A 22,397-nucleotide genomic window follows, 5' to 3' on the forward strand; every position below is an offset into this window, starting at 1 on the left:
CGCGTTGTTGGTCCGCCGACTGTCCCGAAACGAAACGGTCTGCCCTCTGGGTCGCAAGTCGCTTGCCAAGCGAAGGTTCACCACGCTGTTGCGCGCAGCAGGCGTCCCGACCTAGTTAAGACGGATGAGCGACAAGCCTGTGTCATGGACCCGCGACCTCGCGTGGCGGATCGAAGCGGTCGGGTTCGACCTCTTCACCTTCCTGTTCCGCCTGATGCCGGTCGATTTCGCTTCGGGCGTGGTGGGGACGCTGTTCCGCTGGCTGGGCCCGCTGACCAAGACCCACAAGGTGGCGCGCGACAACATCCTGCTGGCCTTCCCGGACAAGGATCAGGCCTGGCGGGACAAGGTGCTGGCCGACCAGTGGGAGAACAACGGCCGCACCTTCGCCGAATTCCCGCTGATGGACCGCATCCGGCCCTCGACCGGTCGGGTCGAGCTGGTCAATGCCGAGCGGCTGCACCAGATCGCGGCCAACATGGAGCCGGTGGTGTTCGTCTCGGGCCACCTCTCCAACTGGGAGGTGATGCCGGCCGCCATCGTCGACAGCGGGGTCACCTGCCAGATGACCTATCGGGCGGCCAACAATCCGTATGTGGACAAGCGGATCAAGGAGAGCCGCTTCCGCTATGGCGTGCGGCTGTTTGCCCCCAAGGGCGGCGATGGCGCGCGCGAACTGCTCGAGGCCCTGGGCAAGGGCGAGTCGGTGGCGCTGATGAACGACCAGAAGTTCAATCGCGGCGGCGTCGCCCAGCCCTTCTTCGGGCGGGAGGTGATGACCGCGCCGGGGCCCTCACGCCTGGCCCTGAGGTTCGGCACGGTGCTGCAGCCGATGTCGGTACAGCGCACCAGGGGGGCCCGTTTCCGGGCCGTGGTCCACGACCCCATCGTGCTGGAAAAGACCGGCGACCGCACCGCCGACATCGCGGCCGGGGTGCTGAAGGTCAATCAGTTCATGGAAGAGCGCATCCGCGAGCGGCCCGAGGAATGGTTCTGGGTCCACCGCCGCTGGCCCAACGAGGCCTATGCGGAGCTGAGGGAAAAAGGCCTCTAAGCCCGGGCCTTGACGGGCTCGTCTATGCCGCGGCGCATCGGGCCGAAATAGTCGTCGGTGCGCACGAAGGGGCGGGGGTGGAAGATCACCGCATTGATCCGGTCGATGATCGAGCGGGCCGTCACCGGCTTGACCACGAACTCGGTGACGCCGGAATCGCGGGCGTCGACCACGCGGCTGCGCTCGGCGAACCCGGTCATCATGATGATCGGCAGGTAGGGATTTTTGCTGTCGGTCGAGTTGCGGACCATGTGGGTGAACTCCACCCCGTCCAGCGGCTGCATGTGGAAGTCGACGATGGCCAGGTCGGCCGGCCAGTCACGCAGGATCTGCAGCGCCTCTGCCCCGTCATTGGCCTCACGAAGATGCGTAATGCCGACCCCCTTCAGGATCGCCACGATGATGGCCCGCATGTGCTGATTGTCATCAGCCAGCAGGACCTTCAATGAACCAAAGCCATCCGACATGCGGATAGTCCCCCAGACAGCCTGAAAGCGCGAACTCGTTCTGTACGCAGCGGTTCGCTTACATGGGGGCAGGTTATAGACCCAGGTGTCCTACTTTCCCGTTTACGCCTCAGGCGCCGGGCGCAGATATCCCCACCATGAGTAATGGGTCGAGGTTTCGCCCCCGCCACTTCATCCGCCAGCAGAGATGCGGGCCGGTGGCCCGCCCCTCCTTACCGACAGAACCGATCAGATCGCCGGCCTGCACACGCTGGCCGGCCTGCACGACCAGCCGCGACTGGTGCAGGTAGAGGCTGATCAGGCCCTGGCCGTGATCGATCATGGTCAGGCCGCCGTCGAAATGCAGTCCTGCCTCGGCGAAGCAGACCTGGCCCGCGCAGGGGGCGTGGATCGGCGTTCCGGTCGGGGCGGCCAGGTCCGCGCCATAATGGGGCGTCTTGGGAACGCCATTGAGGATGCGCTGGCCGCCGAACCGGGCGCTCAGGCGGTATTTGTCGAGCGGCTGGCGGAAGCCGGCGCGGAAATCGTCGCTGTCGGCCTGGCTGGCGAACCCCACCCGCTTGCGGGCGGCCTCGGCCTTGATGCGGGCCAGAAGGTCGGGCGGAAAGTTGTCGACCTGGTTGTCGGGCAGGCCGTTGATGGCCTGGATGTCGAAATCGCCGGGGGCGATGGAGAGCAGCTGCGAGGCCGGGCCCTGCTCGGTCTCGACCCGCAGCGAGCAGCTGGGGCCGCTGTCCCGATCGAAGCCGATGACGAAGAGGCCGCTGGCCGAGGCCTGGCCGACCGGCTCGTTGTCCACGAAGACGGCGGCCCGGGGCAGGGTGCGGCCGATGGCCATGCCGCCCTGGCGATAGCGGCCGGCGAGACGCAGCGGCGCGGCAGCGAAAGCCGGGCTGGCCGCCAGAACGAGACCGCCAGCCAGCAGCGCCCGCCTGTTCAGGGGTTCAGTTCCTTCCAGCGCTGCAGCGCCTCGGCCGGGCCGGCATAGGCCTCCTGCAGCTCGGGGCTCCAGTAGCGCAGGGCGTCGAGCGGGATCTTCTTGCCGCTGATGGCGCAGACCACGAACTTGCCGGGCCGCAGCACCGCATAGTCGCCGTCGCCGTAATGGACCGTCGCCTGGCCCAGGTTGCTGTCGTAAGCGTTCATGCCGCCAATGTAGTCGCCCGGGCCCCTCCGGTCGAGGTCAGAACAGATCGCCCTGGCCGGGCGGCGGCGCCTTGGGCTTGGCGCGCGGGGCCGGGGGAGGGGGCGCGGGCTGGCCGCTGGCGCCGTCGATGACAGCCTGGCGGGTGGTGTCCGCGAATTTCAAGCTGACTTCCTCACCGGCCGAGAGCGAAGCCCCTTGGTGGACTAATGAACCGTCGGACCGCCTGACCAGCGCGAAGCCCATCTGTAGAGGCCGACTGGGATTGAGAGTCTCCAGTAACTGGCCGACGGATTTCAGTCGGCGCTCGGTGCGATCGAAGTCAACGGCGGTGGCGCGATTGAAGCGCAGATTGACCTGGCTGAGCCGCTCCGTGTGAGCGTTCAGTGACCGCTTGAGCACACCCGGTTGGAGCTTGCCGGTGGTGCGCAGCAAGGCGCGCTCGTGAATATCGACATTGGAAATAAGGGCACTGTTCAATCGGCTGGAGGCATTGCCGAGTTGTCCGACACAGGCCTCCAACGACCGCTTGAGCACGCCCGGCTGCAGCCGCCCGGCGCTGCGCAGCAGGGCCCGCTCATGGACGTCGACATTGGCCCGCAGGCCGTTGCTCAGCCGGCTGGCGGCGTTGTCGAAGCGCTGCCGGGCCAGGGCCAGGATGTCGTCTGGGCGGGGCAGGCCGCGGGCCACGCCGGTCAGCCGCTGGCGGCGGTCCTCGACCATCCGCCCGCCGCACTGGCTCATCCGCCGCTCGAAGTCGCTGAGCACGGCCTTCAGGTCGGCCAGCACCGGCGTCGCCATCTCGGCGGCGGCGGTGGGCGTCGGAGCGCGACGGTCTGAGACGAAATCGATCAGGGTGGTGTCGGTCTCGTGCCCGACCGCCGAGATCAGCGGGATCGTCCCCTCGACCACCGCGCGGGCCAGGGCCTCGTCGTTGAACGGCCAGAGGTCCTCGACCGAGCCGCCACCCCGGGCCACGATGATCAGGTCGGGGCGGGGCAGGGGGCCGTCCTCCCCCAAGGCGTTGAAGCCACGGATGGCCCCGGCCACCTGGGCGGCCGCCTGGTCGCCCTGGACGACCACCGGCCAGACGATGACCCGGCAGGGCCAGCGGTCGCGGATGCGGTGCAGGATGTCGCGGATTACCGCCCCGGTCGGGCTGGTGATCACCGCCACCGTGGACGGCATGGAGGGGATCGCCCGTTTGCGCTCGGGGGCGAACAGGCCCTCGGCGGCCAGCCTGGCCTTCAGCCGCTCGAGCTGGGCCAGCAGGGCGCCGATGCCGGCGGCCTCCATGGTCTCGATGACGATCTGGTAGCGGGAGCCGGCGGGATAGGTGGTGATCCGGCCGGTGACGATGACTTCCAGCCCGTGCTCGGGCCGCACGCCCAGGCCCCGCACGCTGCCCTTCCAGACCACCCCGTCCAGGGCCGCCTTGTCGTCCTTGAGGGTCAGATAGACGTGGCCGTTGGAATGGTGGGTGACCTTGGAAAGCTCACCCCGCAGCCGTACGAAGCCATAGGCGTCTTCCAGCGTGCGCTTCAGCGCGAACGCAAGTTCGGAGACGCTGTACGCCTGGGCGTTGGTGGTTTCTGAGTCGGCCTCGGACATGGCCGGAGCCTAACGGCGGGCGCGGCTCCAGGCCATGCCCGCCGGGAAGCCTAGATGTAGCGGCGCAGTGAGCGGGCCAGTTCGTTGGGGCCGGTCTTCTTCTTGCCCGACTGCTGGGGCTGGTAGGCGATGCGGGCATGCTCCAGGCAGTAGGGGGTGCCCTCGTCCGACCGGCGGCCGCAGAAGGTGAAGTTGTCGCTGGAGGGGTCGCCGATCGGCCACTTGCACATGTGGGCGCCGAGCGTCAGCACAGTGGCCGAGCCGGGCTCTTCCATGCGGAAGACCGGACGCGGGGCGACCGGGACCGGCGCGTGGGAGGCGGTGGTCTGGGTCTGGGGTTGCTCGACCGGACGACGGGCGATCATCGGCTGGCTGGGGGCCGGACGCGGCGGGCGCGGGGCCTTGAAGGCCGGGCGGGCCGGCTGCGAGGGCGTGGCCCGGCCCGACAGGCCCAGCCGGTGGACCTTGCCGATCACGGCGTTGCGGGTGACCCCGCCCAGCTGCTTGGCGATCTGGCTGGCGGAGAGCCCGTCCAGCCAGAGCTTCTTGAGAATGGCGACCCGTTCGTCGGTCCAGCCCATGGCAGCGCCCTTTCGCTAATCGGCCGGTCCCCCCGGCGGACCGACACTACATGTTGTGTCTCGGGTCCCCGCTCGGAGGGCCCACATACAAAATACCGTAAAGTTTTTATGAACGGACACAATAGGCGCCATTCGCCTATCCACAGAGATCAACATGTAGATCGGCGTTCGGCCAAGCCCGTCCGCGACCCCCACGCCTTGCGGAGCAAGGGGCGCCTTGCGAACAACGCGCGGCGAGCGCACTTAGACTCACATGAAAGATATGGCTCACAGCGTCCTTCCGCCGCAGCCGCGCGACTATGCCGGCTTCAACTGGACGGGTTTCACCACCCTGTATCTCAAGGAGATCCGGCGGTTCTGGAAGGTGGGCATGCAGACGGTCGCGGCGCCCGTCGTCACCACCCTGCTCTACATGATGGTCTTCGTGGTGGCGGTGCGCGGCTCCTCGCCGCCGATCCACAACATTCCCTTCTCGGCCTTCGTGGCCCCGGGCCTGATCATGATGGCCATCCTCAACAACGCCTTCGCCAATTCCAGCTCCTCGCTGCTGCAGGCCAAGATGATGGGGCTGACCAGCGACTTCCTCACCCCGCCGTTGGCGCCGATCGAGCAGGTCAGCGCCTTCGTGCTGGGCGCCGCCACCCGGGGCATCGTGGTGGGCATCGTCACCGCCGGGACGATTGCGGTGCTGCCCTTCACCGACCTGCGCATCAGCCACCCCTGGGCCATCGCCTATTTCGGCATCGGCGCCTCGCTGATCCTGGGCCTGGTCGGGGTGGTGACCGGCCTGTGGTCGGAGAAGTTCGACCACCTCTCGGCGATCACCAACTTCCTGATCATGCCGATGACCTTCCTGTCGGGGACCTTCTACCTGGTCGACCGCCTGCCCGAGCCGTTCCGCACGGCCAGCCACTACAACCCCTTCTTCTATCTGATCGACGGCTTCCGCTACGGCTTCATCGGCGAGGCCGACGGCTCGATCGCCATCGGGGCGAGCCTGGTGGCGGTGCTGACCGTCAGCCTGTCGCTGATCTGCTGGCAGCTGTTCCGCACCGGCTATCGCCTCAAGACCTGAAACAACTGCAGGGCCCCAGCTTCACGACTTGAGGCCGCCCGGAACCGCGCCTAGCTTGGCGGCGTTGGGGGATGGACATCAAAGAGGGGTAACCATGAAGCTTCTGAAGATCGCCGCCATCGGCGCGCTGGCCCTGACCGTCGCCGGCGTAGCCCAGGCCAAGCCGAAACGCGCGCCCGTGTTCCGGCCGCAGCTGGTGCTCTATGCCGGCCCCAACTTCGTCGGCGAATTCCGCATCCTGCGCGCCTCGGTTCCGCGGCTGGTCGATATCCAGTTCAACGACCGGGCCTCCTCGCTGCGCGCCACCGGCCGCTGGCAGGTCTGCACCAATCCCTACTATGCCGGCCGCTGCGCCGTGGTGCGCGGCGGCTACGGCGGCCTGGGCGGTATCCAGATGTCGGACAAGATTTCCTCGGTCCGCTACATCGGGCCATAGGCGAACGGCCCCGTGCGGACCGCCGATGTGTTGACTTCCGGGCCGCCAAGTTCGAAAGACGTGAGCTTCCAATCGGTCTCCGGGTTCGCGCCCGGAGACCTTCTTTCCTTTGGAGGCGATCTTGACCAGCTCCCCCGCCGTTTCCCCCGACCACATCATGGGCGTCTACAACCGCGCCCCGCTGGCCGTGGCGCGAGGCGAGGGCGTCCGACTTTGGGATGAGAATGGTCAGGAATACCTGGACTGCGTGGCCGGCATCGCCACCACCGGCCTGGGCCACTGCCACCCGGCCCTGGTCGCGGCGCTGAAGGACCAGGGCGAGAAGCTCTGGCACGTCTCCAACATCTTCCGCATTCCGGGGCAGGAAGCCCTGGCCAAGCGGCTGACCGACGCCAGCTTCGCCGACGTGGTGTTCTTCACCAACTCGGGCACCGAGGCCATCGAGTGCGCCCTCAAGACCGCCCGCAAATACCAGACGGCGGTCGGCAAGCCCGAGCGCATCGACATCATCGGCTTCGACGGCAGCTTCCACGGCCGCAGCTACGGGGCGATCAACGCCGCCGGCAATCCCAACTATGTCGAGGGCTTCGGTCCGCGCCTGCCCGGCTATGTCCAGGTGACCTGGGGCGACAAGGAGGCCCTGAAGGCCGCCATCGAGGCCCCCAGCGCCTGCGCCGTCATCATCGAGCCCGTGCAGGGCGAGGGCGGGGCCCGGGCCATGAGCGAGGCCGACCTGGAAGAGCTGCGCGGCTGGACCCGCGACAACGGCGTCCTCCTGATCTACGACGAAGTGCAGAGCGGCATGGGCCGCACCGGCAAGCTCTGGGCCCACGAATGGGCCAACGACGCCGCTCCCGACATCATGGCGGTGGCCAAGGCCCTGGGCGGCGGCTTCCCGGTCGGCGCCTGCCTGGCTTCGGCCGAGGCGGCGCGCGGCATGACCGTGGGCGTGCACGGCTCGACCTTCGGCGGCAACCCGCTGGCCATGGCCGTGGGCGTGGCGGCGTTTGACGAGATCAACAAGCCCGAAACCCTGGAGAACGCCCGCACCGTCGCCGGCTACTTCACCCAGCAGCTGTCGGGCCTGCGCGACCGCTATCCGGACGTCATCGTCGACGTGCGCGGCAAGGGCCTGCTGATCGGCCTCAAGCTGATCCCCAACAACCGCGACTTCATGGCCATGGCCCGGGACCAGCACCTGCTGGTGGCGGGCGGCGGGGACAACTGCGTCCGTCTCCTGCCCTCGCTCCTCATCACTCAGGACGAAGCCCGCGAAGCCATCGCCAAGCTGGAGCAGACCTGCGAGGCGGTCCGCAAGAAGGCCGCGGCGTGAGCAGCCGGGGACCTTCCGCGCCCCGGCATTTCATCGACCTCTGGCGGCTCGAGGCGGCGACCCTGCGCGCCATCCTCGACGACGCCCATGTCCGCAAGGCCGCCCGCAAGGGCTGGCCCCAGGGGCGGGTCGACGCCGACGCCCCTGGCAAGGACCGGGTGCTGGCCATGATCTTCGAGAAGAACTCGACCCGCACCCGCTTCTCCTTCGACGCCGCCATCCGCCAGATCGGCGGCCAGGGCATCATCTCGACCAGCAACGACATGCAGCTGGGCCGCGGCGAGACCATCGAGGACACCGCCCGCGTGCTCTCCCGCATGGTCGACGCGGTAATGATCCGCGCCAATGTCCATGAGGACGTCGAGCGCTTCGCCCAGCACTCCAGCGTGCCGGTGATCAACGGCCTCACCGACAAGAGCCACCCCTGCCAGATTCTCGCCGACCTGCAGGCCATCGAGGAACGCCAGGGCCCCATCGCCGGCAAGACCATCGCCTGGGTGGGCGATGGCAACAATGTCTGCTCCAGCTTCATCCACGCCGCGCCCAAGTTCGGCTTCAAGCTGAACATCGCCAGCCCGGCGGTCTATTTCCCCGACCTGGTCGACCTGGCGCGGGCCGCCGAACTGCAGGGCCGCATCCAGACCACCCACGACCCGCGCGAGGCGGTCGAGGGCGCCGACGTGGTGATCACCGACACCTGGGTCTCGATGGGCGACAAGGACGGCGAGGCGCGCCTCGACGCCCTGGAGCCCTACCAGGTCGACGAGCGCCTGATGGAGATCGCCGACACGAAGGCCGTCTTCCTCCACTGCCTCCCGGCGCACCGGGGCGAGGAGGTGACGGACGCGGTGATGGACGGCCCGCAATCCCTGGTCTGGGACGAGGCGGAGAACCGCATCCACGCGCAGAAGTCGATCCTGGCGTGGTGTTTTGGGGCGATTGGGTAGGGCTGTCCGCTACTGGCCGGGCGGCTGGGGCGGCTTCACGATCCGGGTAAAGCTGTAGCGGTCGACGGGAACGAAGCGGTCGCCCTTGACGCGCTGTTCGTTCAGGATCTCGAAGCTGTTCTGGCCGGTCCGGATCAGCGACTGACGCAGAACGAAGGTCTCGCCAAAGATACGGGCGGGCGCCTCGGCGACCAGCCGGCGGCCCTCCCAGCGCGCCCGGAAGTTGTTGAGGGGCGCCATCGGCGGCTCGAAGCCGGCCGAGATCCAGTCGTGCTCGAACGGGTCGTAGGTCAGGATGGTGGAGAGGTCGTCGCTGGCCAGGATGGAGTCGCCGACCAGATGGAAGCTCGTCGTCGTCGTCTCCCGGCTCTCCGGCGAGGCGGCGGTGGCGAAGACGGTGATGGTCGTCCGCCAGTCGCCGACCATCCAGTCCAGTTCGCGCATCCGTCGGGCGGGCTCGGCCGCCGCGGCCTGCAGGGCGGGACCGTTCTTGAGCTGCTCATAGCGCTCATAGACCGTCGTCGTCTGCGGGGCCGGGGCGCAACCCAGCAGCACCGCCACGGCCAAACCCGGCAAAATCACCCGCCGCATTCTCATGCTTTTCTCGAGTTCACAGGGCGGCCTGGGTGGCGACCGGCGGTGTGCGCCCATAGCTCAGCCGGCGCCACAGCCATTCCAGGGGGCCCATTTTGAACAGCCTCAGCCACACCGGGCAGAAGACCAGCTGGAAGGCGATGACGCCCAGGGCTATGGTCTCCAGGCCCGCCCAGCCGAACCGTCCCCAAAGGCCCAGGCCGAATCCGGGGAACAGCAGCCAGCAGCAGATCAGGCTCTGGCCCACATAGCAGGTCAGGGCCATCCGCCCCGCCGCCGCGAAAGGCGCCGCCAGCCAGCGTCCGGCCTGCGATTTCACGGCCAGGCAGATCAGCCCGACGTGACCGAAGGCCACCCCCAGCCGCCCGACGTCGGAGAGCATGTGGCCGGCGCTGACCGGGCCAAAGCCGTCGGCTATGGCCTGGCGCGCCAGGAGCAGCTTGACCGACACCCCCAATCCATAGCCCGCCGCCATCATCACCAGATAGAAGCGGCGGGAGCGGCGGCCCTGCAGCACGCCCCAGCCGAACAGGGCCATGCCGATCCACATGGTGCAGATCGCCTCCACGAAGGAGAGATAGAGGAAGGGGCTGACATTGAGGAGCGCCCAGGTCCCGGTCGCCCAGCCCAGGTTGTCGCCATAGCCGCCCAACCGTTGCGCCCGCTCGGCGCCCATGCCGGCCTTGAGGGCTTCGCGGCGGCCGTTCATCTCGGCCCATTCCGCCCTGATCGCCTTGTCGGCCGCCGTCGGCGTCGCCGCGGGCCGGGAGTCCAGCTGGACGATCTGCGCCTGGACCTCGCGTCCGTGCAGGTAGTTGGGGAGTTCGGTCGCGCCCAGCAGGGCCAGACCGACAAAGCCCATCACCGCCAGGGTCCGGGGCTTGAGCCGCCGGAAAGCCGGCAGGAACAGCCCGGTCAGGCCGTAGAGGAACAGGATATCGCCCGGCCAGAGCAGCAATGTCCCGTGAATCAGGCCCAGCACGATCAGCCAAAGAGAGCGCCGGCTGTAGGTGTCGACAGACTTCACGGGCGCGTCGGGCGACATCGCCTCGCGGGTCAGCAACAGGGCGCTGGCGCCGAACAGCAGCTGCAGCAGGCCGCGCTCGGCCCCGTCGAGCAGCTGGAAAACATAGGTCCAGACCGCCTGGTCGGCCGGGCTCCAGCCGAGCAGCCGCGGGTCGGCGAAATAGGCGACGCTGAACCCCATCACCGGGATGTTGATGAGCAGGATGCCCAGGATCGCCACCCCCCGCATGACGTCGAGCGAAGCAATCCTCTCAGGCTTGGCTGTCTGCACGCGCGCTCCCCCTGTCGCAGGATATCGAAGGCGCGATGGCCGGAGCGCCCAGGACTCATACGAGCGTCCCGCGTCTCTGGATCATCGGCCGTTCCGATCGATCGCCGCTTTCGCGAACCTGACAGCGGCGTGGTGATCCCGATCCGGGCGGCCTGCGTAACCCACGCCGGGACCGCGCCTGAGGCGTCCCGCGACGGAGAGGAAGCGTTGAGTGGCCAGGATTTTTGACCAGAACCCTGTCGCCGGTTTGGCGGGGGCTGTGGATTACCCCCAGGAGCGGCCGGCTGGCGTGCGCAGGCGCGTCGTGGACATGCCGGATGTGAAGGCCCTGCGCGAGACGTTGCGCATGTCGCAGCAGGAGTTTTCGTGGGCCTACCGCATTCCGCTTGCGACCTTGAAGACCTGGGAACAGGGGCGCCGACAGCCCGACGCCACCGCCATAGCCTTCCTGACCGCGATCGAGCGTCTGCCGGACGAAATCAGGGCGGCCCTGAAAGCCTGACCGGCCTACTCCGCCGCCTCCAGCACCCGCGCGGCCTTGGCCGCCACCGGGTTGTCGAACACCAGCGCGCCGTCCTCCAGCGCGCCCTTGCGGATCATCTTCTTGTCGCGGGCGAAGTCCTGGGGGTTCAGCCAGGGAGCGTGGTCGCCCTGGCGGGGCATCTGTTCCAGGCCGCGCTGCATGTAGCCGCTCGAGAAGCCCTCGATCCACAGGCGGGGAGTCATATTCCGGTCGCCGTCGCGCAGGCGCGGGGTGACGCGGGTCGCGCCCTTCTCGTCCATGTGGTTGAGCAGGCGGCAGACATATTCGGCCGTCAGATCGGCGCGCAGGGTCCAGGAGGCGTTGATGTAGCCGAAGGTCGAGACCAGGTTGGGCACGTCCGAATACATCATGCCCTTGTAGGTCCAGGTCTTGGGGAACTGCACCGCCTCGCCGTCGACGCTGTAGGTCATGCCGCCGAGCGCCAGCATGTTGAGGCCCGTGGCGGTGACGATGATGTCGGCCGGCAGTTCCTGGCCGCTCTTCAGCTTCAGGCCCGTCTTGGTGAAGCGGTCGATATGGTCGGTGACCACCTCGGCCTTGCCCGAGTTGATGGCGGCGAACAGGTCGGCGTCGGGCACCAGGCAGAGGCGCTGGTCCCAGGGATTGTAGCTGGGGGTGAAGTGCTTATCGACGTCGTAGTCGGGGCCGAGCGCCGCACGCACGCCCTTTAGAATCATCTCCTTGGTCTTCTGCGGCTTGGCCCGGGTCTGGCGGTAGAAGTAGGTGCCCAGCGTGGTGTTCTTCCACCGGGTGATGGCGTAGGCGAGGCCCTCGGGCAGCCATTTGCGCAGGCGGTTGGCGATGGCGTCCTGGGCGGGCCGCGAGACCACATAGGTCGGCGAGCGCTGCACCATGGTCACCTTGGCCGCGTCGCTGGCCATGGCCGGCACCAGGGTCATGGCCGTGGCGCCCGAGCCGATGACGATGACGTTCTTGCCGCGATAGTCGAGCTCGGTGGGCCATTTCTGCGGGTGGATGACCGTCCCGCCGAAGTCGGAAACGCCCTCGAACTCGGGCAGGAAGCCGCCGTCGTAGCTGTAGTACCCCTGGCACATGTAGAGCAGGTTGCAGCTGATCTTCACCGTCTCGCCGGTGTGGGCGCGGCGGGCCTCGACGGTCCAGGCGGCGTCGGCCGTGGACCAGGCGGCCGAAATGGCCTTGTGATTATAGCGGATGTGTTCGTCGATCTTGTACTCGGCGGCGGTCTCGTGGACGTAGTCGAGGATCGAGGGGCCGTCGGCGATCGACTTGGCCTGCTTCCAGGGTTTGAAGCTGTAGCCCAGGGTGTGCATGTCGCTGTCCGAGCGGATGCCCGGATAGCGGAACAGGTCCCAGGTGCCGCCCATTGAGGCCCGGCCCTCGAGGATGACGAAGCTCTTGCCCGGGCAACGCTGGCGCAGGTGGACGGCCGCGCCGACACCCGAAAGACCGGCGCCGACGATCAGCACATCGAAATGTTCCACGGCCTCTAGCTCCCTGACTTATTCATTATCAGCGATAACCTATACACCAAAATCGCCGATGAGTCTTCCCCCTGGCAAGCAAGGGGGAATCCCTGCCCTTCTTGAACCCTTCCTCCTCGATGGAGGAAGGGCAGGGTTGGTGGTGTTCACTCGGAGCCTGGGCGACTGGCGTGGGGTGGCGACCACGCCTCCCTGAGCGCTTCCGGAAACGCTGTGCCACCACCACCATCCCCGCCCTTCCTCCATCGAGGAGGAAGGGAGAAACAAGAAGTCCACCTAGACCTTCTCCGCCGCCGGCAGCCGGCTGACCGACAGCTTTTCGGCCCAGTGCGAGCGGGCCACATTCTTGAAGCTCTCGGGGCGGGAGGTCAGGTAGCGGGTGGCCAGCCACAGGCGTTTCAGGTGGCGCTTCTGGCCACTGGCGGCGTCGTCCTCGTAGGCCGTCCGGCCGTGCAGCACATGGTAGTTGTTGATGAACTGTATCTCGCCGGGGCGCAGGTCCATATAGACGTTGAACTGCGGGTCGTTGGCCATGGCGCTGACGGTGTCGAGGGCCTCAATGACCAGGGGCGACAGGCGCGGGGCGTCGGGGTGGCGCTGCGAGGCCTTGATGTATTGCGGGATGAAGCGGACGAACAGCCGCCCCTCATGCTCGGTGAACACCCGGCGATGGTAGAAGGGCGCCCCGCCCGGCGGCTGCTCGCCGCGGAAGTCCCAGGGTAGGTGGTCGTAAAGGGCGGCGACCAGGTCGGGCCGGGTTTCGACCAGCTGGTTGTAGATGGCCACGACATTGGCGACGCAGGAGAGGCCGCCCCTCTTGGCCGGCCGCAGGCACATCAGGCCCACCAGGTCCGAGCCGTCGGTGTGATAGTCCAGCGCGATCAGGCCCAGCTCGTTGCCCCGCGCCTCGGGATCGTCCGGCGCCCGGCCCTGGTCGGTGACATCGCCCATGACATGGCCATGCTTGTTCTGGGGCCAGGGATCGCCCAGGTGCATGCCGACGCCCCAGTAGAGCATCGTCAAATCGTCATCGTCGTAGCGGTCGGTATCAAGGGCCGAGATGCGCACGAAACCCCGGCCGTCGATCAGTTCACGTTCGATTTCGGCCAGGCGCGGAACCAGGCCGTCCAGCGGAAAGTCGTCCCGGCCGATATCCAGCAGGTTCGAGGACTTGGCCTTGGCGTGGGCGAGGGCCGCGTCCAGTTCGCGGTGGTCGGCGGCGGTCAGGGCCACGGTCCAGGCGGCGGGATCCTGGACGTCCCGCGAGCGCCAATCGACATGGGTGTCCAGCTTGCGCGGGGTGACAGACATGGCGTTTCCTCGGGCCGTTTTGCGCTATGCTACCCCCAGGTAACCGGGGTGAACATAGACAGTGGCGGACTGGCTACTGACAGTGTAGTCAGTAGCGATCCTATCCCGCGCGGCGACCACAAGGACCCGACGACGATGACCGACCGGCCCATCCCCTCGCTTCTGCAACTGACCCCGATCAACGAGGAATTCCGCGTCGACCCGCACGTGCTGCTCGACGACCTTCGGACCCGCTGTCCGGTGCACAAGGACCCGATGTCGGGCAGCGTGGTGTTCAGCCGCTATGCCGACGTGCGCGGCATCGTCAACGACCGCACCCTCTGGCGCGATCCGATGCGGGCCGAGGAGGGGGCCTTCCTCAACCGCGGCCTGGTGGCGGACGTCGATCCCAACCTGCCGCGCTCCAGCACCACCTCGATCCTGATGCTCGACGACCCCGACCACGGCCGGGTGCGCCAGCCCCTGGCCCAGGCCCTCTATGCCCGGGTCGCCAAGTTCCGCGGCGAGGTCGAGCGCATTGTCGACGAGAGCCTCGACGCGCTGGAAGGGCAGGCGGAATTCGACCTGATGGACCGCTTCTGCGTGCCCATCCCCATCGACGTCATCGCCTCGATCCTGGGTGTGGACCGGGGCATGCTGGCGCAGTTCCGGCAATGGTCGGAAGACCTGATCCAGGCCCTCAACCCCTTCCGCAACCCCGAGCAGACCAAGGCGATGGAAATCGCCAGCACCGCCCTGGCGACCTATTTCACCGACTCCATGGCCGACCGGCGGGTGAGCCCCAAGGACGACCTGATCACCGACATGGTCACCCTGCAGGCCGAGGGCGCCGAGCTCAGCGACGATGAGCTGCGCATCAACCTGATAGCCCTTCTGGTCGGCGGCAACCTGACCACCACCGACCTGATCGGCAACGCCGTGCGGCTGCTGCTGCTCAATCCCGACGAGCTGGCCAAGCTGAAGGCCGATCCGGGCATCATTAACGGCCTGGTCGAGGAGGTGCTGCGCTATGAGCCGCCCGTCGACATTACCGGCCGGGTGGCCTCCAGCGACCGGGAGCTGGGCGGCTGTCCGATCAAGCAGGGCCAGGCCCTGATGGTCTCGCTGCGCGCCGCCAACCGCGACCCCGAGGTCTATGACGACCCGCACCGCTTCAACGTCACCCGCAAGCACAAGCCGCACGTGGCCTTCGGCGGCGGCAGCCACATCTGCATCGGCGCCCCGCTGGCCCGGCTGGAGGCCCAGGTGGCCCTGGTCAAGCTGTTCCAGCGCTTCCCTGACCTGAAGCTGGCGAGACCTGAGGAGACGCCGGAATGGCGAAAGCTGCCCTTCTTCCGGGGCATGGAGCGGCTGGAAGTCCTGGCTCAATAACCCCGCTCATCCCCGCGAAAGCGGGGACCCAGGCGTTTTTGAGCGCAGAGGGTTTCTACCGTCCTGTTTCCAGCTGGCGGAGCGGTCGCGGCGCCCGCAACGAAAAAAGCCTTGGTCCCCGCTTTCGCGGGGATGAGCGGGTGTGAGGGGCGAATGACCCGGTCTCTGAGTGCAGTTTGCTGCATCGCCGGGGGCGGTCCCGCCGGCATGATGCTGGGCTATCTGCTCGCCCGGGCCGGCGTCCCGGTGGTCGTGCTGGAAAAGCACGCCGACTTCCTGCGCGATTTCCGGGGCGACACCGTCCATCCTTCCACGCTGCAGGTGATGCATGAGCTCGGGCTGCTCGACGAATTCCTGAAACTGCCCCACCAGGAAGTCCGCGAACTCTCCCTGCAGATCGGCGCCGAACGCTTCAAGGTCGCCGACTTCAGTCGTCTGCCGACCGCCTGCAAGTTCGTGGCCCTGATGCCGCAATGGGACCTGCTGGACTTCCTGGCCTCCAAGGGCCGCGAGCTCCCGACCTTCACCCTGGTCATGCAGGCGGAGGTCGAGGGGTTGATCGAGGCCGGCGGCAAGGTGCTGGGCGTCATGGCCCGCACTCCGGACGGGCCGCTGGAGGTGCGCGCCGATCTCACCGTCGGCGCGGATGGCCGGCATTCCGCCGTGCGGGCGGCGGCCGGACTGCCGGTTCAGGATGTCGGCGCTCCGATGGACGTGCTGTGGTTCCGCCTGCCGCGCCAATCCACCGACGATGACGACACCTTCGGCCATGTCGAACCCGGCCGGTTGCTGGTGATGCTGAATCGGGGCGACTACTGGCAGTGCGCCTATGTCATCCCCAAGAACGGCCACGAGCGGGTGCGGGCCGAGGGTCTGGAGGCCTTCCAGGCCGATGTCCGCCGCCTGTCGCCCTTCCTCGGCGAGCGCGTCTCCGAGTTGGATGACTGGGAGAAGATCAAGCTGCTGACCGTCAGCATCGACCGCCTCACCCAGTGGAGCCGGCCGGGACTGATCTGCATCGGCGACGCCGCCCACGCCATGTCGCCGATCGGCGGGGTGGGGATCAACCTGGCGATCCAGGACGCGGTGGCGGCGGCCAACATCCTGGCCGGGCCGCTGAAGACCGGCCATGTCGCCGCCGCTGACCTGGCCGCGGTGCAGAAACGGCGGATGTTCCCGACCCGGGCGACCCAGGGCGCCCAGAGCCTCATCCAGAAGCGGATCATCGCCCCGCTTCTCGGTGCGAAGGGATCGCTCCCAATCCCATTGCCAGTGCGGTTGCTGAACCGCTTCCGGTTGCTGCGCGGCATCCCCGCCCGCCTGGTCGGAATCGGTGTCCGGCCCGAGCACGTCCGCACCCCGGCGGTTTGACTTGTCACGGCGGCTCCCTATCTAGGGCCGTCCCATGACTGACCTCTCCCAGCCTACCGACGATCTCGTCGCCGCCTTCCAGATCGAGGGCTTCCCGGTCCGTGGCCGCATCGTGAGGCTGGGCGCGGCGCTGCATGAGGTGCTGACCCGCCACGACTATCCCGAACCCGTCGCCAACCTGCTGGGCGAGGCCTGCGCCCTGGCGGCCCTGGTCGGCTCGAGCCTGAAGTTCGATGGCCGGTTGATCCTGCAGGCCCAGGGCGATGGCCCGGTGGCCTATGTGGTCGTCGACTACGACACCGCCGGAACCTTCCGGGGCTATTGCCGCTATGACGCCGACCGCGTGGCCGAGGCCAGCCAGGGCTTTGTGCGCCCGGGGGCCCGCACCCTGCTAGGCCAGGGCATCTTCGTGATGACCATCGACCAGGGCCCCGACATGGAGCGCTACCAGGGCATGACCCCCATCGAGGGCGAAACCCTGGCCCTGGCCGCCGAGCAGTATTTCGCCCAGTCCGAGCAGGTGCCGACCAAGGTCAAGCTGGCGGTCGGCCAGGTCGACACCGGCGAGGGCCCCACCTGGCGGGCCGGGGGCCTCTTGATCCAGTATGTCGCCGCCGACGCCGCCCGCGGCTCGACCGACGATGTCTGGGACCGGGCCCGCGCCCTGTTCGCCACCACCGGCGAGGACGAACTGATCGACCCGCTGGTCCCGGCCGACACCCTTTTGTGGCGCCTCTTCAACGAAGACGGGGTGCGGGTCTTCGAGCCCAAGGCCCTGGCCGCCTTCTGCCGCTGCTCGCCCGAGCGGATCGAGGTGATGCTGGAGAGCTTCACGCCGGAAGAACGGGCCGACATGGTCGAGGATGACGGGAAGATCCGGGTGACATGCGAGTACTGCTCGCGGACCTATGAGATCGGCGGCGGCGCTGCCTGAGAGCAATTTCGGTGACAGTTTACTTTATTCGCTCTGAGCCCACTCACTCAGGCCGGTGATCCGAGGGCGAATAAAGTAAACTGTCACCGAAATGGCCGCCGCAGCGGCTCAGTGCGCCTTCCGCGCCGCCCCCGGCAGGTGCAGCGAAAACTCCGGAATCTGCGCCTCGAACTGCTCGCCGCTGTCCAGCACCATGGAGTACGTGCCGCTCATGGTCCCCGACGGCGTCGGCAGCGAGGTGCCCGAGGTGTAGCGGAAGGCCTCCCGCGCCTTCAAGATCGGCTGCTCGCCGACCACCCCCGGACCGTCGACCGCCTCGGTGCGGTTCAGGGCGTCGGTGATGCGCCAGTGGCGGGTGACCAGGCTGACGGTCTCGGTCCCGTGGTTCTCGATCTCGACCATGTAGGCCCAGACCCACTTGCCCTCCTCGGGCAGGGATTCCTGCGGCAGATAGCTGACGATCACCCGCACCAGCACGTCGCGCGTGCGGGCCTCATAGACAGGACTGTCCTGGTTCTTGCGCCGGGAGGGCCGTCTCATGATCTGGGGCTCACGAATTGGCCCATCTCATGAGTTGGCTCTGGCCGCATCCAGGGCCCGGCCGACATCGCGGGCCAGGTCGCCGGCGCCTTCCAGCCCCACCGACATGCGGACATAGCCGTCGGTCAGGCCGATCTCGAGCCGCTTGTCCTCGGGCATGGCCCGGTGGGTCGTCGTAGAGGGATGGGTGGCCATCGACTTGGCGTCACCGAGGTTGTTGGAGATGTCGACGATCTCGAGCGCATCCAGGAAGCGCCAGGCCGCCTCGCGGGTTCCCAGGTCGAAGGCGATCAGGTTCGAAAAGCCGGTCATCTGGGCCCGGGCGATGGCCGCCTGCGGATGGTCGGCGCGGCCCGGATAGAGGGTGCGGCCCGAGGCCGGGTGGTCGGCGATCTGGTCGGCCAGAGCGGCGGCGGTCTCGGTCTGGCGGCGGACCCGCAGGTCCAGGGTCTCGATGCCCTTGAGCAGCACCCAGGAATTGAACGGCGAGATGGCCGGGCCGGTGTGGCGGATGATGTCGCGATAGGACTCTTCCAAGAGGTCCTTGGCCCCCAGGATCGCCCCGCCCAGCACCCGGCCCTGGCCATCGATATGCTTGGTGGCCGAATAGACGACGATGTCGGCGCCCAGGGTCAGGGGCTTCTGGAAGATCGGCGTGCCGAAGACGTTGTCGACCACCACCTTGGCGCCCGCCGCATGGGCGATTTTGGCCACGGCGGCGATGTCGGTGATTTCGAGCAGCGGATTGGCCGGGGTCTCGATCAGCACTGCCTTGGTGTTGGGGCGCATGGCCGCCTGCCAGGCGTCCAGGTCCGTGGCGTCGACGAAGGTGGTCTCGACCCCAAAGCGCGGCAGCAGCTCGGCGCAGATCCAGCGGCAGGAGCCGAACAGCGCCCGCCCGGCCACCAGATGGTCGCCGGCCCGCAGCAGGCCGGTCAGGGCGACATGCACCGCCGCCATGCCCGAGGCCAGGGCGCGGCAGTATTCGGCGCCTTCGAGCAGGGCCAGCCGCTCCTCGAACATGCTGGTCGTGGGGTTGGCGTAGCGGCTGTAGATGTAGCCGGGGTTCTCGCCGCTGAAGCGCGCATCGGCGTCGGCGGCGCTGTCATAGACGAAGCTCTGGGTCAGGTAGAGGGCCTCGGCCGTCTCGCCGAACTGGCTGCGCGAAAGCCCGCCGCGGATCAGCTTGGTCGCGGGGTCCCAGTCGTTGGGGTTCTCGGCCATGGGCGGCTCCTCGATACTAGCGAGCCGCATCAACCGGAAACGCCCCCCGCCGGTCAACCATCGAACGCGCCCGGCGCGAGGAATTCATCCGCCCGGATTGCAACGTTACGGCAATTGCGGGGTTTGGCTGAAAAGGGTTAACGTCCCCGCGGGGGCTAGGCAGGGAGGGACGCTATGCCAATGACCATGATCTTTCGGGTATTCGGTGCGCTATTGGGCGTGTTTGGGGCATTGAATGTCCTGCTGCTGATCCTGTCGGGTCAGATGCAGAACTTTCTGGCCGCCTTCAGGCCTGTCGCCACCTTGAGCGACGCGGTGCTGTTGTTCGGCGTGGGGGCCGGGATCTGGGTTGTGGGCGACCACAAGAAGGGCGGCGGCGGGGGTCACTAGCCCTTCCCCACCACAAGAAATCCTTGCGTCGGGACGCTCGGACCGCGACTGTGGTCCGACGATGAATGACGTCACCCCCGCCGGGATTCTCCCCTGCCAATCGATCGAGGCCCTGATCGCCCAAGGCGCGATCGCCTCGCTGACCCCCTTTGACGCCGACCAGGTGCAGCCGGCCAGCCTGGACCTGCGGCTGGGCGAACGCGTCTGGCGCGTGCGGGCCTCGTTCCTGCCCGGCATGGGCCGCAAGGTTACGGACCGCATGGCCGACGTGGCCATGCACGAACTGGACCTGACCAAGGGCGCGGTGCTGGAGCGCGGCTGCGTCTACATCGCCGAGGTGCAGGAGCGGCTGAAGCTGCCGGCCGGCATCGCCGCGCGGGGCAATCCCAAGAGCTCGACCGGCCGGGTCGATGTCTTCGTGCGCCTGCTCACCGACCACAGCCGGGCCTTCGACGACGTGGCCGAGGGCTATGACGGGCCGATGTATGTCGAGATCGCGCCGCAGACCTTCTCTGTCCTGGTGCGGACCGGCACGCGGCTGAACCAGCTGCGTTTGAAACAGGGCAAACCACCGCTGCTCGACACCCGCAGCGTCGGGGTCGACCTGTCGGCCGGCATGGCGGGCTTCCGCGGCCGCCGCCACGCCGGGGTCATCGACCTGGACAAGGAAGACGGCCACGACCCCCGGGATTTCTGGGAAGTGCTGGAGCCACGGCGGGGCGAGCTGCTGCTCGATCCCGGCGAATTCTACATCCTGGCCTCCAAGGACGACATCGAGATCCCCGTCCTGCAGGCCGCCGAAATGACCCCGATCGACCCCTCGGTGGGCGAGTTCCGCGTCCACTATGCCGGCTTCTTCGACCCCGGATTCGGGGCGGCGGAAACCGACTCACGAGGCTCGAAGGGCGTGCTGGAGGTCCGCAGCCACGAGACGCCCTTCCTGCTGGAGGACGGCCAGACGGTGGCCCGCCTGGTCTACGAACCGCTGACGGCCAGGCCGACGCGGCTCTATGGCGAGGACGGGTCGCACTACCTGCGTCAGGGGCTGAAGCTGTCGAAGCATTTCAAGGCCTGGAAGTAGGCGGCCTTCTTTCCCCTCCCGCACGCTTCGCTACGGGGGAGGAAAGCACCCCAAACAAAATGACAACCACCCTTGACGCGCCCCGCACCCCTGTGTGACAAGCGCCCTTGTCAGCACGTCAAGGAGACGCGTCATGCGCCATCCCCTCAACCCGGCCCAGAAGCGCTACATCAGGCGGTTCATGCTCACCATGACCGCCTATATGGCCCTGATCCTCGCGGCCACTTACAGCTTCGACCACTTCCACATCACCGGCGTCGCCGCCTATGCCCTGGCCATCGCGCCCGGCATCCCCCTGTTGGGGGTCATCACCGTGATCGGTCTCTATCTCGCCGAGGAAAAGGACGAGTTCGAGCGCACCGTGCTGGTCGAGTCCATGCTCTGGGGCATCGGCGTCACCCTGGCCATCTGCTCGGTCTGGGGCCTGCTGGAGGTCTATGCCGGGGCGCCCCGGCTGTGGGTCTTCCTCGTCGGTCCGATCTTCTGCGGCGCCTATGGCCTGGCCACCCCGCTGATCCGGCTGCGCTACCGGTGAGGAACCGCCTCAAGGTCCTGCGCGCCGAGCGGGACTGGAGCCAGGCCGATCTGGCCGCGCGACTGGAAGTCTCGCGCCAGACCATCAACGCCCTGGAGACCGGCAAATACGACCCCAGCCTGCCGCTGGCCTTCCGCATAGCCCGGCTTTTCGATCAGCCGATCGAGGCCATTTTCCAAGACGACGCCGCCTAAACCTCCCGGAGACACCCATGTTCAAGTTCCTGAAAACCCTGGCCGCCCTGGCGGCCATGCTGATCCCGCTCGCCCTGGCCGGCCAGGCCGCGGCCACGCCGACCCGCTTCACCGTCGAGGTGCGCGGCAAGGGGCCGGACGTCGTCCTGATCCCGGGCCTGGCCTCCTCGCGGGCCGTCTGGGACGACACCGCCAAACGGCTCGAGGGCCGCTATCGGCTGCACATCATCCAGGTCAACGGCTTTGCCGGCCAAACCCCGGGCCCCAACGCCAGCGGCCCCGTTGTCGCGCCGCTGATCGAGGAGATCGACGCCTATATCCGCGACCAGAAGCTGGACCATCCGGCGGTGATCGGCCATTCGATGGGCGGCTACAGCGCCCTGGCCCTGGCCGCCGCCCACCCCGGCGACGTCGGCAAGGTGATGGTGGTCGACGCCCTGCCGTTCTTCAGCGTGCTGTTCGGACCGGGTGTCACCGTGGCCCAGGTCGAACCCCAGGCAACCGCCTTCAAGGCCCAGATGCTGGCCATGTCGAAGGCGCAGTTCGACGCCGGCCAGCCGCAGGTCATGGCCCGGCTGGCCAAGACGCCGGCCGCACAGGCCCTGGCCGCGCAATGGGCCATCGCCAGCGACCGCCAGGTCATGGCCCAGGCGACCTACGACATCATGACCTCGGATCTGCGCCCGCAGCTGGCCGCGATCACGGTTCCGGTGACGGTGGTCTATGCCCGCGACCCGGTGATGGGCGAGGGCCGCGTCGACGCGCTCTACAAGGAAAACTACGCCGCCCTGCCGGGAGTGAAGCTGCAGGCCATCGACGGCGGCTTCCACTTCATCATGCTCGACCAGCCGGACGCCTTCGCGGCGGCGGTCGAGGCGTTCCTGAAGTAGCGGACAGCGC

At 67.7% G+C, this 22,397-nt stretch carries 25 protein-coding genes; 14 read left to right on the forward strand and 11 right to left on the reverse strand.

Annotation, left to right across the window (positions count from 1 at the left end; all coding sequences use genetic code 11):
- Positions 1 to 124 precede the first annotated feature (124 nt).
- On the forward strand, positions 125 to 1,054 hold the full coding sequence (locus QO010_RS11510; protein ID WP_307349256.1) for a lysophospholipid acyltransferase family protein: 930 nt from the start codon (positions 125 to 127) through the stop codon (positions 1,052 to 1,054).
- Here QO010_RS11510 and QO010_RS11515 read toward each other — a convergent pair.
- The 5 genes from QO010_RS11515 to gcrA all read right to left on the reverse strand — a co-directional run bounded on the left by QO010_RS11515 (position 1,051) and on the right by gcrA (position 4,857).
- Positions 1,051 to 1,521, reverse strand: a complete 471-nt coding sequence (locus tag QO010_RS11515; protein ID WP_307349258.1) for a response regulator — start codon at positions 1,519 to 1,521, stop codon at positions 1,051 to 1,053. The two genes, QO010_RS11510 and QO010_RS11515, sit on opposite strands and share 4 nt — an antisense overlap.
- A 109-nt stretch (positions 1,522 to 1,630) precedes the next feature.
- On the reverse strand, positions 1,631 to 2,359 hold the full coding sequence (locus QO010_RS11520; protein WP_307349260.1) for a M23 family metallopeptidase: 729 nt from the start codon (positions 2,357 to 2,359) through the stop codon (positions 1,631 to 1,633).
- A 98-nt stretch (positions 2,360 to 2,457) separates the two neighbouring features.
- Positions 2,458 to 2,667, reverse strand: a complete 210-nt coding sequence (locus QO010_RS11525) for a DUF2093 domain-containing protein (protein WP_307349262.1) — start codon at positions 2,665 to 2,667, stop codon at positions 2,458 to 2,460.
- Positions 2,668 to 2,704: 37 nt separating this feature from the next.
- Entirely contained in the window at positions 2,705 to 4,276 is a 1,572-nt protein-coding gene (gene xseA, locus QO010_RS11530) for an exodeoxyribonuclease VII large subunit (RefSeq protein WP_307349263.1), read from the reverse strand.
- Between the two features lie 50 nt (positions 4,277 to 4,326).
- Positions 4,327 to 4,857: a cell cycle sigma 70 cofactor GcrA gene (gene gcrA / locus QO010_RS11535; RefSeq protein WP_307349265.1), complete on the reverse strand. Its 531-nt coding sequence runs from the start codon at positions 4,855 to 4,857 to the stop codon at positions 4,327 to 4,329.
- A 253-nt stretch (positions 4,858 to 5,110) separates the two neighbouring features.
- Between gcrA and QO010_RS11540 the strand changes: the two genes are divergently transcribed.
- The 4 genes from QO010_RS11540 to argF all read left to right on the forward strand — a co-directional run bounded on the left by QO010_RS11540 (position 5,111) and on the right by argF (position 8,648).
- Positions 5,111 to 5,932, forward strand: a complete 822-nt coding sequence (locus QO010_RS11540; protein ID WP_307349267.1) for an ABC transporter permease — start codon at positions 5,111 to 5,113, stop codon at positions 5,930 to 5,932.
- Positions 5,933 to 6,026: 94 nt separating this feature from the next.
- Positions 6,027 to 6,368: a beta/gamma crystallin-related protein gene (locus QO010_RS11545; protein WP_307349268.1), complete on the forward strand. Its 342-nt coding sequence runs from the start codon at positions 6,027 to 6,029 to the stop codon at positions 6,366 to 6,368.
- A 157-nt stretch (positions 6,369 to 6,525) separates the two neighbouring features.
- Entirely contained in the window at positions 6,526 to 7,701 is a 1,176-nt protein-coding gene (locus tag QO010_RS11550; protein WP_307349307.1) for an aspartate aminotransferase family protein, read from the forward strand.
- Positions 7,698 to 8,648 (forward strand): ornithine carbamoyltransferase, encoded by a 951-nt coding sequence (argF, locus tag QO010_RS11555; protein ID WP_307349269.1) that lies wholly within the window; start codon positions 7,698 to 7,700, stop codon positions 8,646 to 8,648. The genes QO010_RS11550 and argF overlap by 4 nt, the downstream gene beginning before the upstream one ends.
- Positions 8,649 to 8,657: 9 nt before the next feature.
- Here the strand turns inward: argF and QO010_RS11560 are convergent, their stop codons facing one another.
- Positions 8,658 to 9,239, reverse strand: coding sequence for a hypothetical protein (locus QO010_RS11560; RefSeq protein WP_307349270.1), 582 nt, complete (start codon positions 9,237 to 9,239; stop codon positions 8,658 to 8,660).
- A 19-nt stretch (positions 9,240 to 9,258) separates the two neighbouring features.
- Positions 9,259 to 10,539, reverse strand: a complete 1,281-nt coding sequence (locus QO010_RS11565) for a DUF418 domain-containing protein (RefSeq protein ID WP_307349271.1) — start codon at positions 10,537 to 10,539, stop codon at positions 9,259 to 9,261.
- Positions 10,540 to 10,750: 211 nt separating this feature from the next.
- Here QO010_RS11565 and QO010_RS11570 point away from each other — a divergent pair, with 211 nt between their 5' ends.
- Entirely contained in the window at positions 10,751 to 11,041 is a 291-nt protein-coding gene (locus tag QO010_RS11570; protein WP_307349272.1) for a helix-turn-helix domain-containing protein, read from the forward strand.
- 5 nt (positions 11,042 to 11,046) lie between these two features.
- Here the strand turns inward: QO010_RS11570 and QO010_RS11575 are convergent, their stop codons facing one another.
- Together QO010_RS11575 and QO010_RS11580 are read right to left on the reverse strand one after the other, a co-directional pair.
- Positions 11,047 to 12,546: a flavin-containing monooxygenase gene (locus QO010_RS11575; protein ID WP_307349273.1), complete on the reverse strand. Its 1,500-nt coding sequence runs from the start codon at positions 12,544 to 12,546 to the stop codon at positions 11,047 to 11,049.
- Between the two features lie 276 nt (positions 12,547 to 12,822).
- On the reverse strand, positions 12,823 to 13,857 hold the full coding sequence (locus tag QO010_RS11580; protein WP_307349274.1) for a TauD/TfdA family dioxygenase: 1,035 nt from the start codon (positions 13,855 to 13,857) through the stop codon (positions 12,823 to 12,825).
- A gap of 135 nt (positions 13,858 to 13,992) precedes the next feature.
- On the opposite strand from QO010_RS11580, the gene QO010_RS11585 reads away from it, so the two are divergent.
- The 3 genes from QO010_RS11585 to QO010_RS11595 all read left to right on the forward strand — a co-directional run bounded on the left by QO010_RS11585 (position 13,993) and on the right by QO010_RS11595 (position 17,533).
- On the forward strand, positions 13,993 to 15,228 hold the full coding sequence (locus QO010_RS11585; RefSeq protein ID WP_307349275.1) for a cytochrome P450: 1,236 nt from the start codon (positions 13,993 to 13,995) through the stop codon (positions 15,226 to 15,228).
- Positions 15,229 to 15,381: 153 nt separating this feature from the next.
- Positions 15,382 to 16,599 carry an FAD-dependent oxidoreductase gene (locus tag QO010_RS11590; protein ID WP_307349276.1) on the forward strand — a complete coding sequence of 406 codons (1,218 nt, stop codon included), beginning with the start codon at positions 15,382 to 15,384 and terminating at the stop codon, positions 16,597 to 16,599.
- Between the two features lie 34 nt (positions 16,600 to 16,633).
- The gene (locus tag QO010_RS11595) at positions 16,634 to 17,533 is read left to right on the forward strand and encodes an Hsp33 family molecular chaperone (protein ID WP_307349277.1); all 900 of its coding nucleotides are present in this window, start codon (positions 16,634 to 16,636) and stop codon (positions 17,531 to 17,533) included.
- Positions 17,534 to 17,641: 108 nt separating this feature from the next.
- Here QO010_RS11595 and apaG read toward each other — a convergent pair whose 3' ends face one another.
- A complete protein-coding gene (gene apaG / locus QO010_RS11600; protein WP_307349279.1) occupies positions 17,642 to 18,073 on the reverse strand; it encodes a Co2+/Mg2+ efflux facilitator ApaG/CorD in 432 nt (143 codons plus the stop codon).
- 27 nt (positions 18,074 to 18,100) lie between these two features.
- Complete coding sequence (metZ, locus tag QO010_RS11605; RefSeq protein WP_307349280.1) at positions 18,101 to 19,297, reverse strand: O-succinylhomoserine sulfhydrylase; 1,197 nt, start codon at positions 19,295 to 19,297, stop codon at positions 18,101 to 18,103.
- Positions 19,298 to 19,477: 180 nt separating this feature from the next.
- Between metZ and QO010_RS11610 the strand changes: the two genes are divergently transcribed.
- The 5 genes from QO010_RS11610 to QO010_RS11630 all read left to right on the forward strand — a co-directional run bounded on the left by QO010_RS11610 (position 19,478) and on the right by QO010_RS11630 (position 22,387).
- Positions 19,478 to 19,687, forward strand: a complete 210-nt coding sequence (locus QO010_RS11610) for a hypothetical protein (RefSeq protein WP_307349282.1) — start codon at positions 19,478 to 19,480, stop codon at positions 19,685 to 19,687.
- Between the two features lie 61 nt (positions 19,688 to 19,748).
- The gene (locus QO010_RS11615; protein ID WP_307349283.1) at positions 19,749 to 20,768 is read left to right on the forward strand and encodes a 2'-deoxycytidine 5'-triphosphate deaminase; all 1,020 of its coding nucleotides are present in this window, start codon (positions 19,749 to 19,751) and stop codon (positions 20,766 to 20,768) included.
- 133 nt (positions 20,769 to 20,901) lie between these two features.
- Positions 20,902 to 21,303 (forward strand): hypothetical protein, encoded by a 402-nt coding sequence (locus QO010_RS11620; protein WP_307349285.1) that lies wholly within the window; start codon positions 20,902 to 20,904, stop codon positions 21,301 to 21,303.
- On the forward strand, positions 21,300 to 21,497 hold the full coding sequence (locus tag QO010_RS11625; RefSeq protein WP_307349286.1) for a helix-turn-helix transcriptional regulator: 198 nt from the start codon (positions 21,300 to 21,302) through the stop codon (positions 21,495 to 21,497). Before QO010_RS11620 ends, QO010_RS11625 begins: the two co-directional genes overlap by 4 nt.
- 17 nt (positions 21,498 to 21,514) lie before the next feature.
- Positions 21,515 to 22,387 (forward strand): alpha/beta fold hydrolase, encoded by an 873-nt coding sequence (locus tag QO010_RS11630; protein ID WP_307349287.1) that lies wholly within the window; start codon positions 21,515 to 21,517, stop codon positions 22,385 to 22,387.
- Positions 22,388 to 22,397: the final 10 nt, after the last annotated feature.

Source organism: Caulobacter ginsengisoli, assembly GCF_030814835.1.
Taxonomy (GTDB): domain Bacteria; phylum Pseudomonadota; class Alphaproteobacteria; order Caulobacterales; family Caulobacteraceae; genus Caulobacter; species Caulobacter ginsengisoli.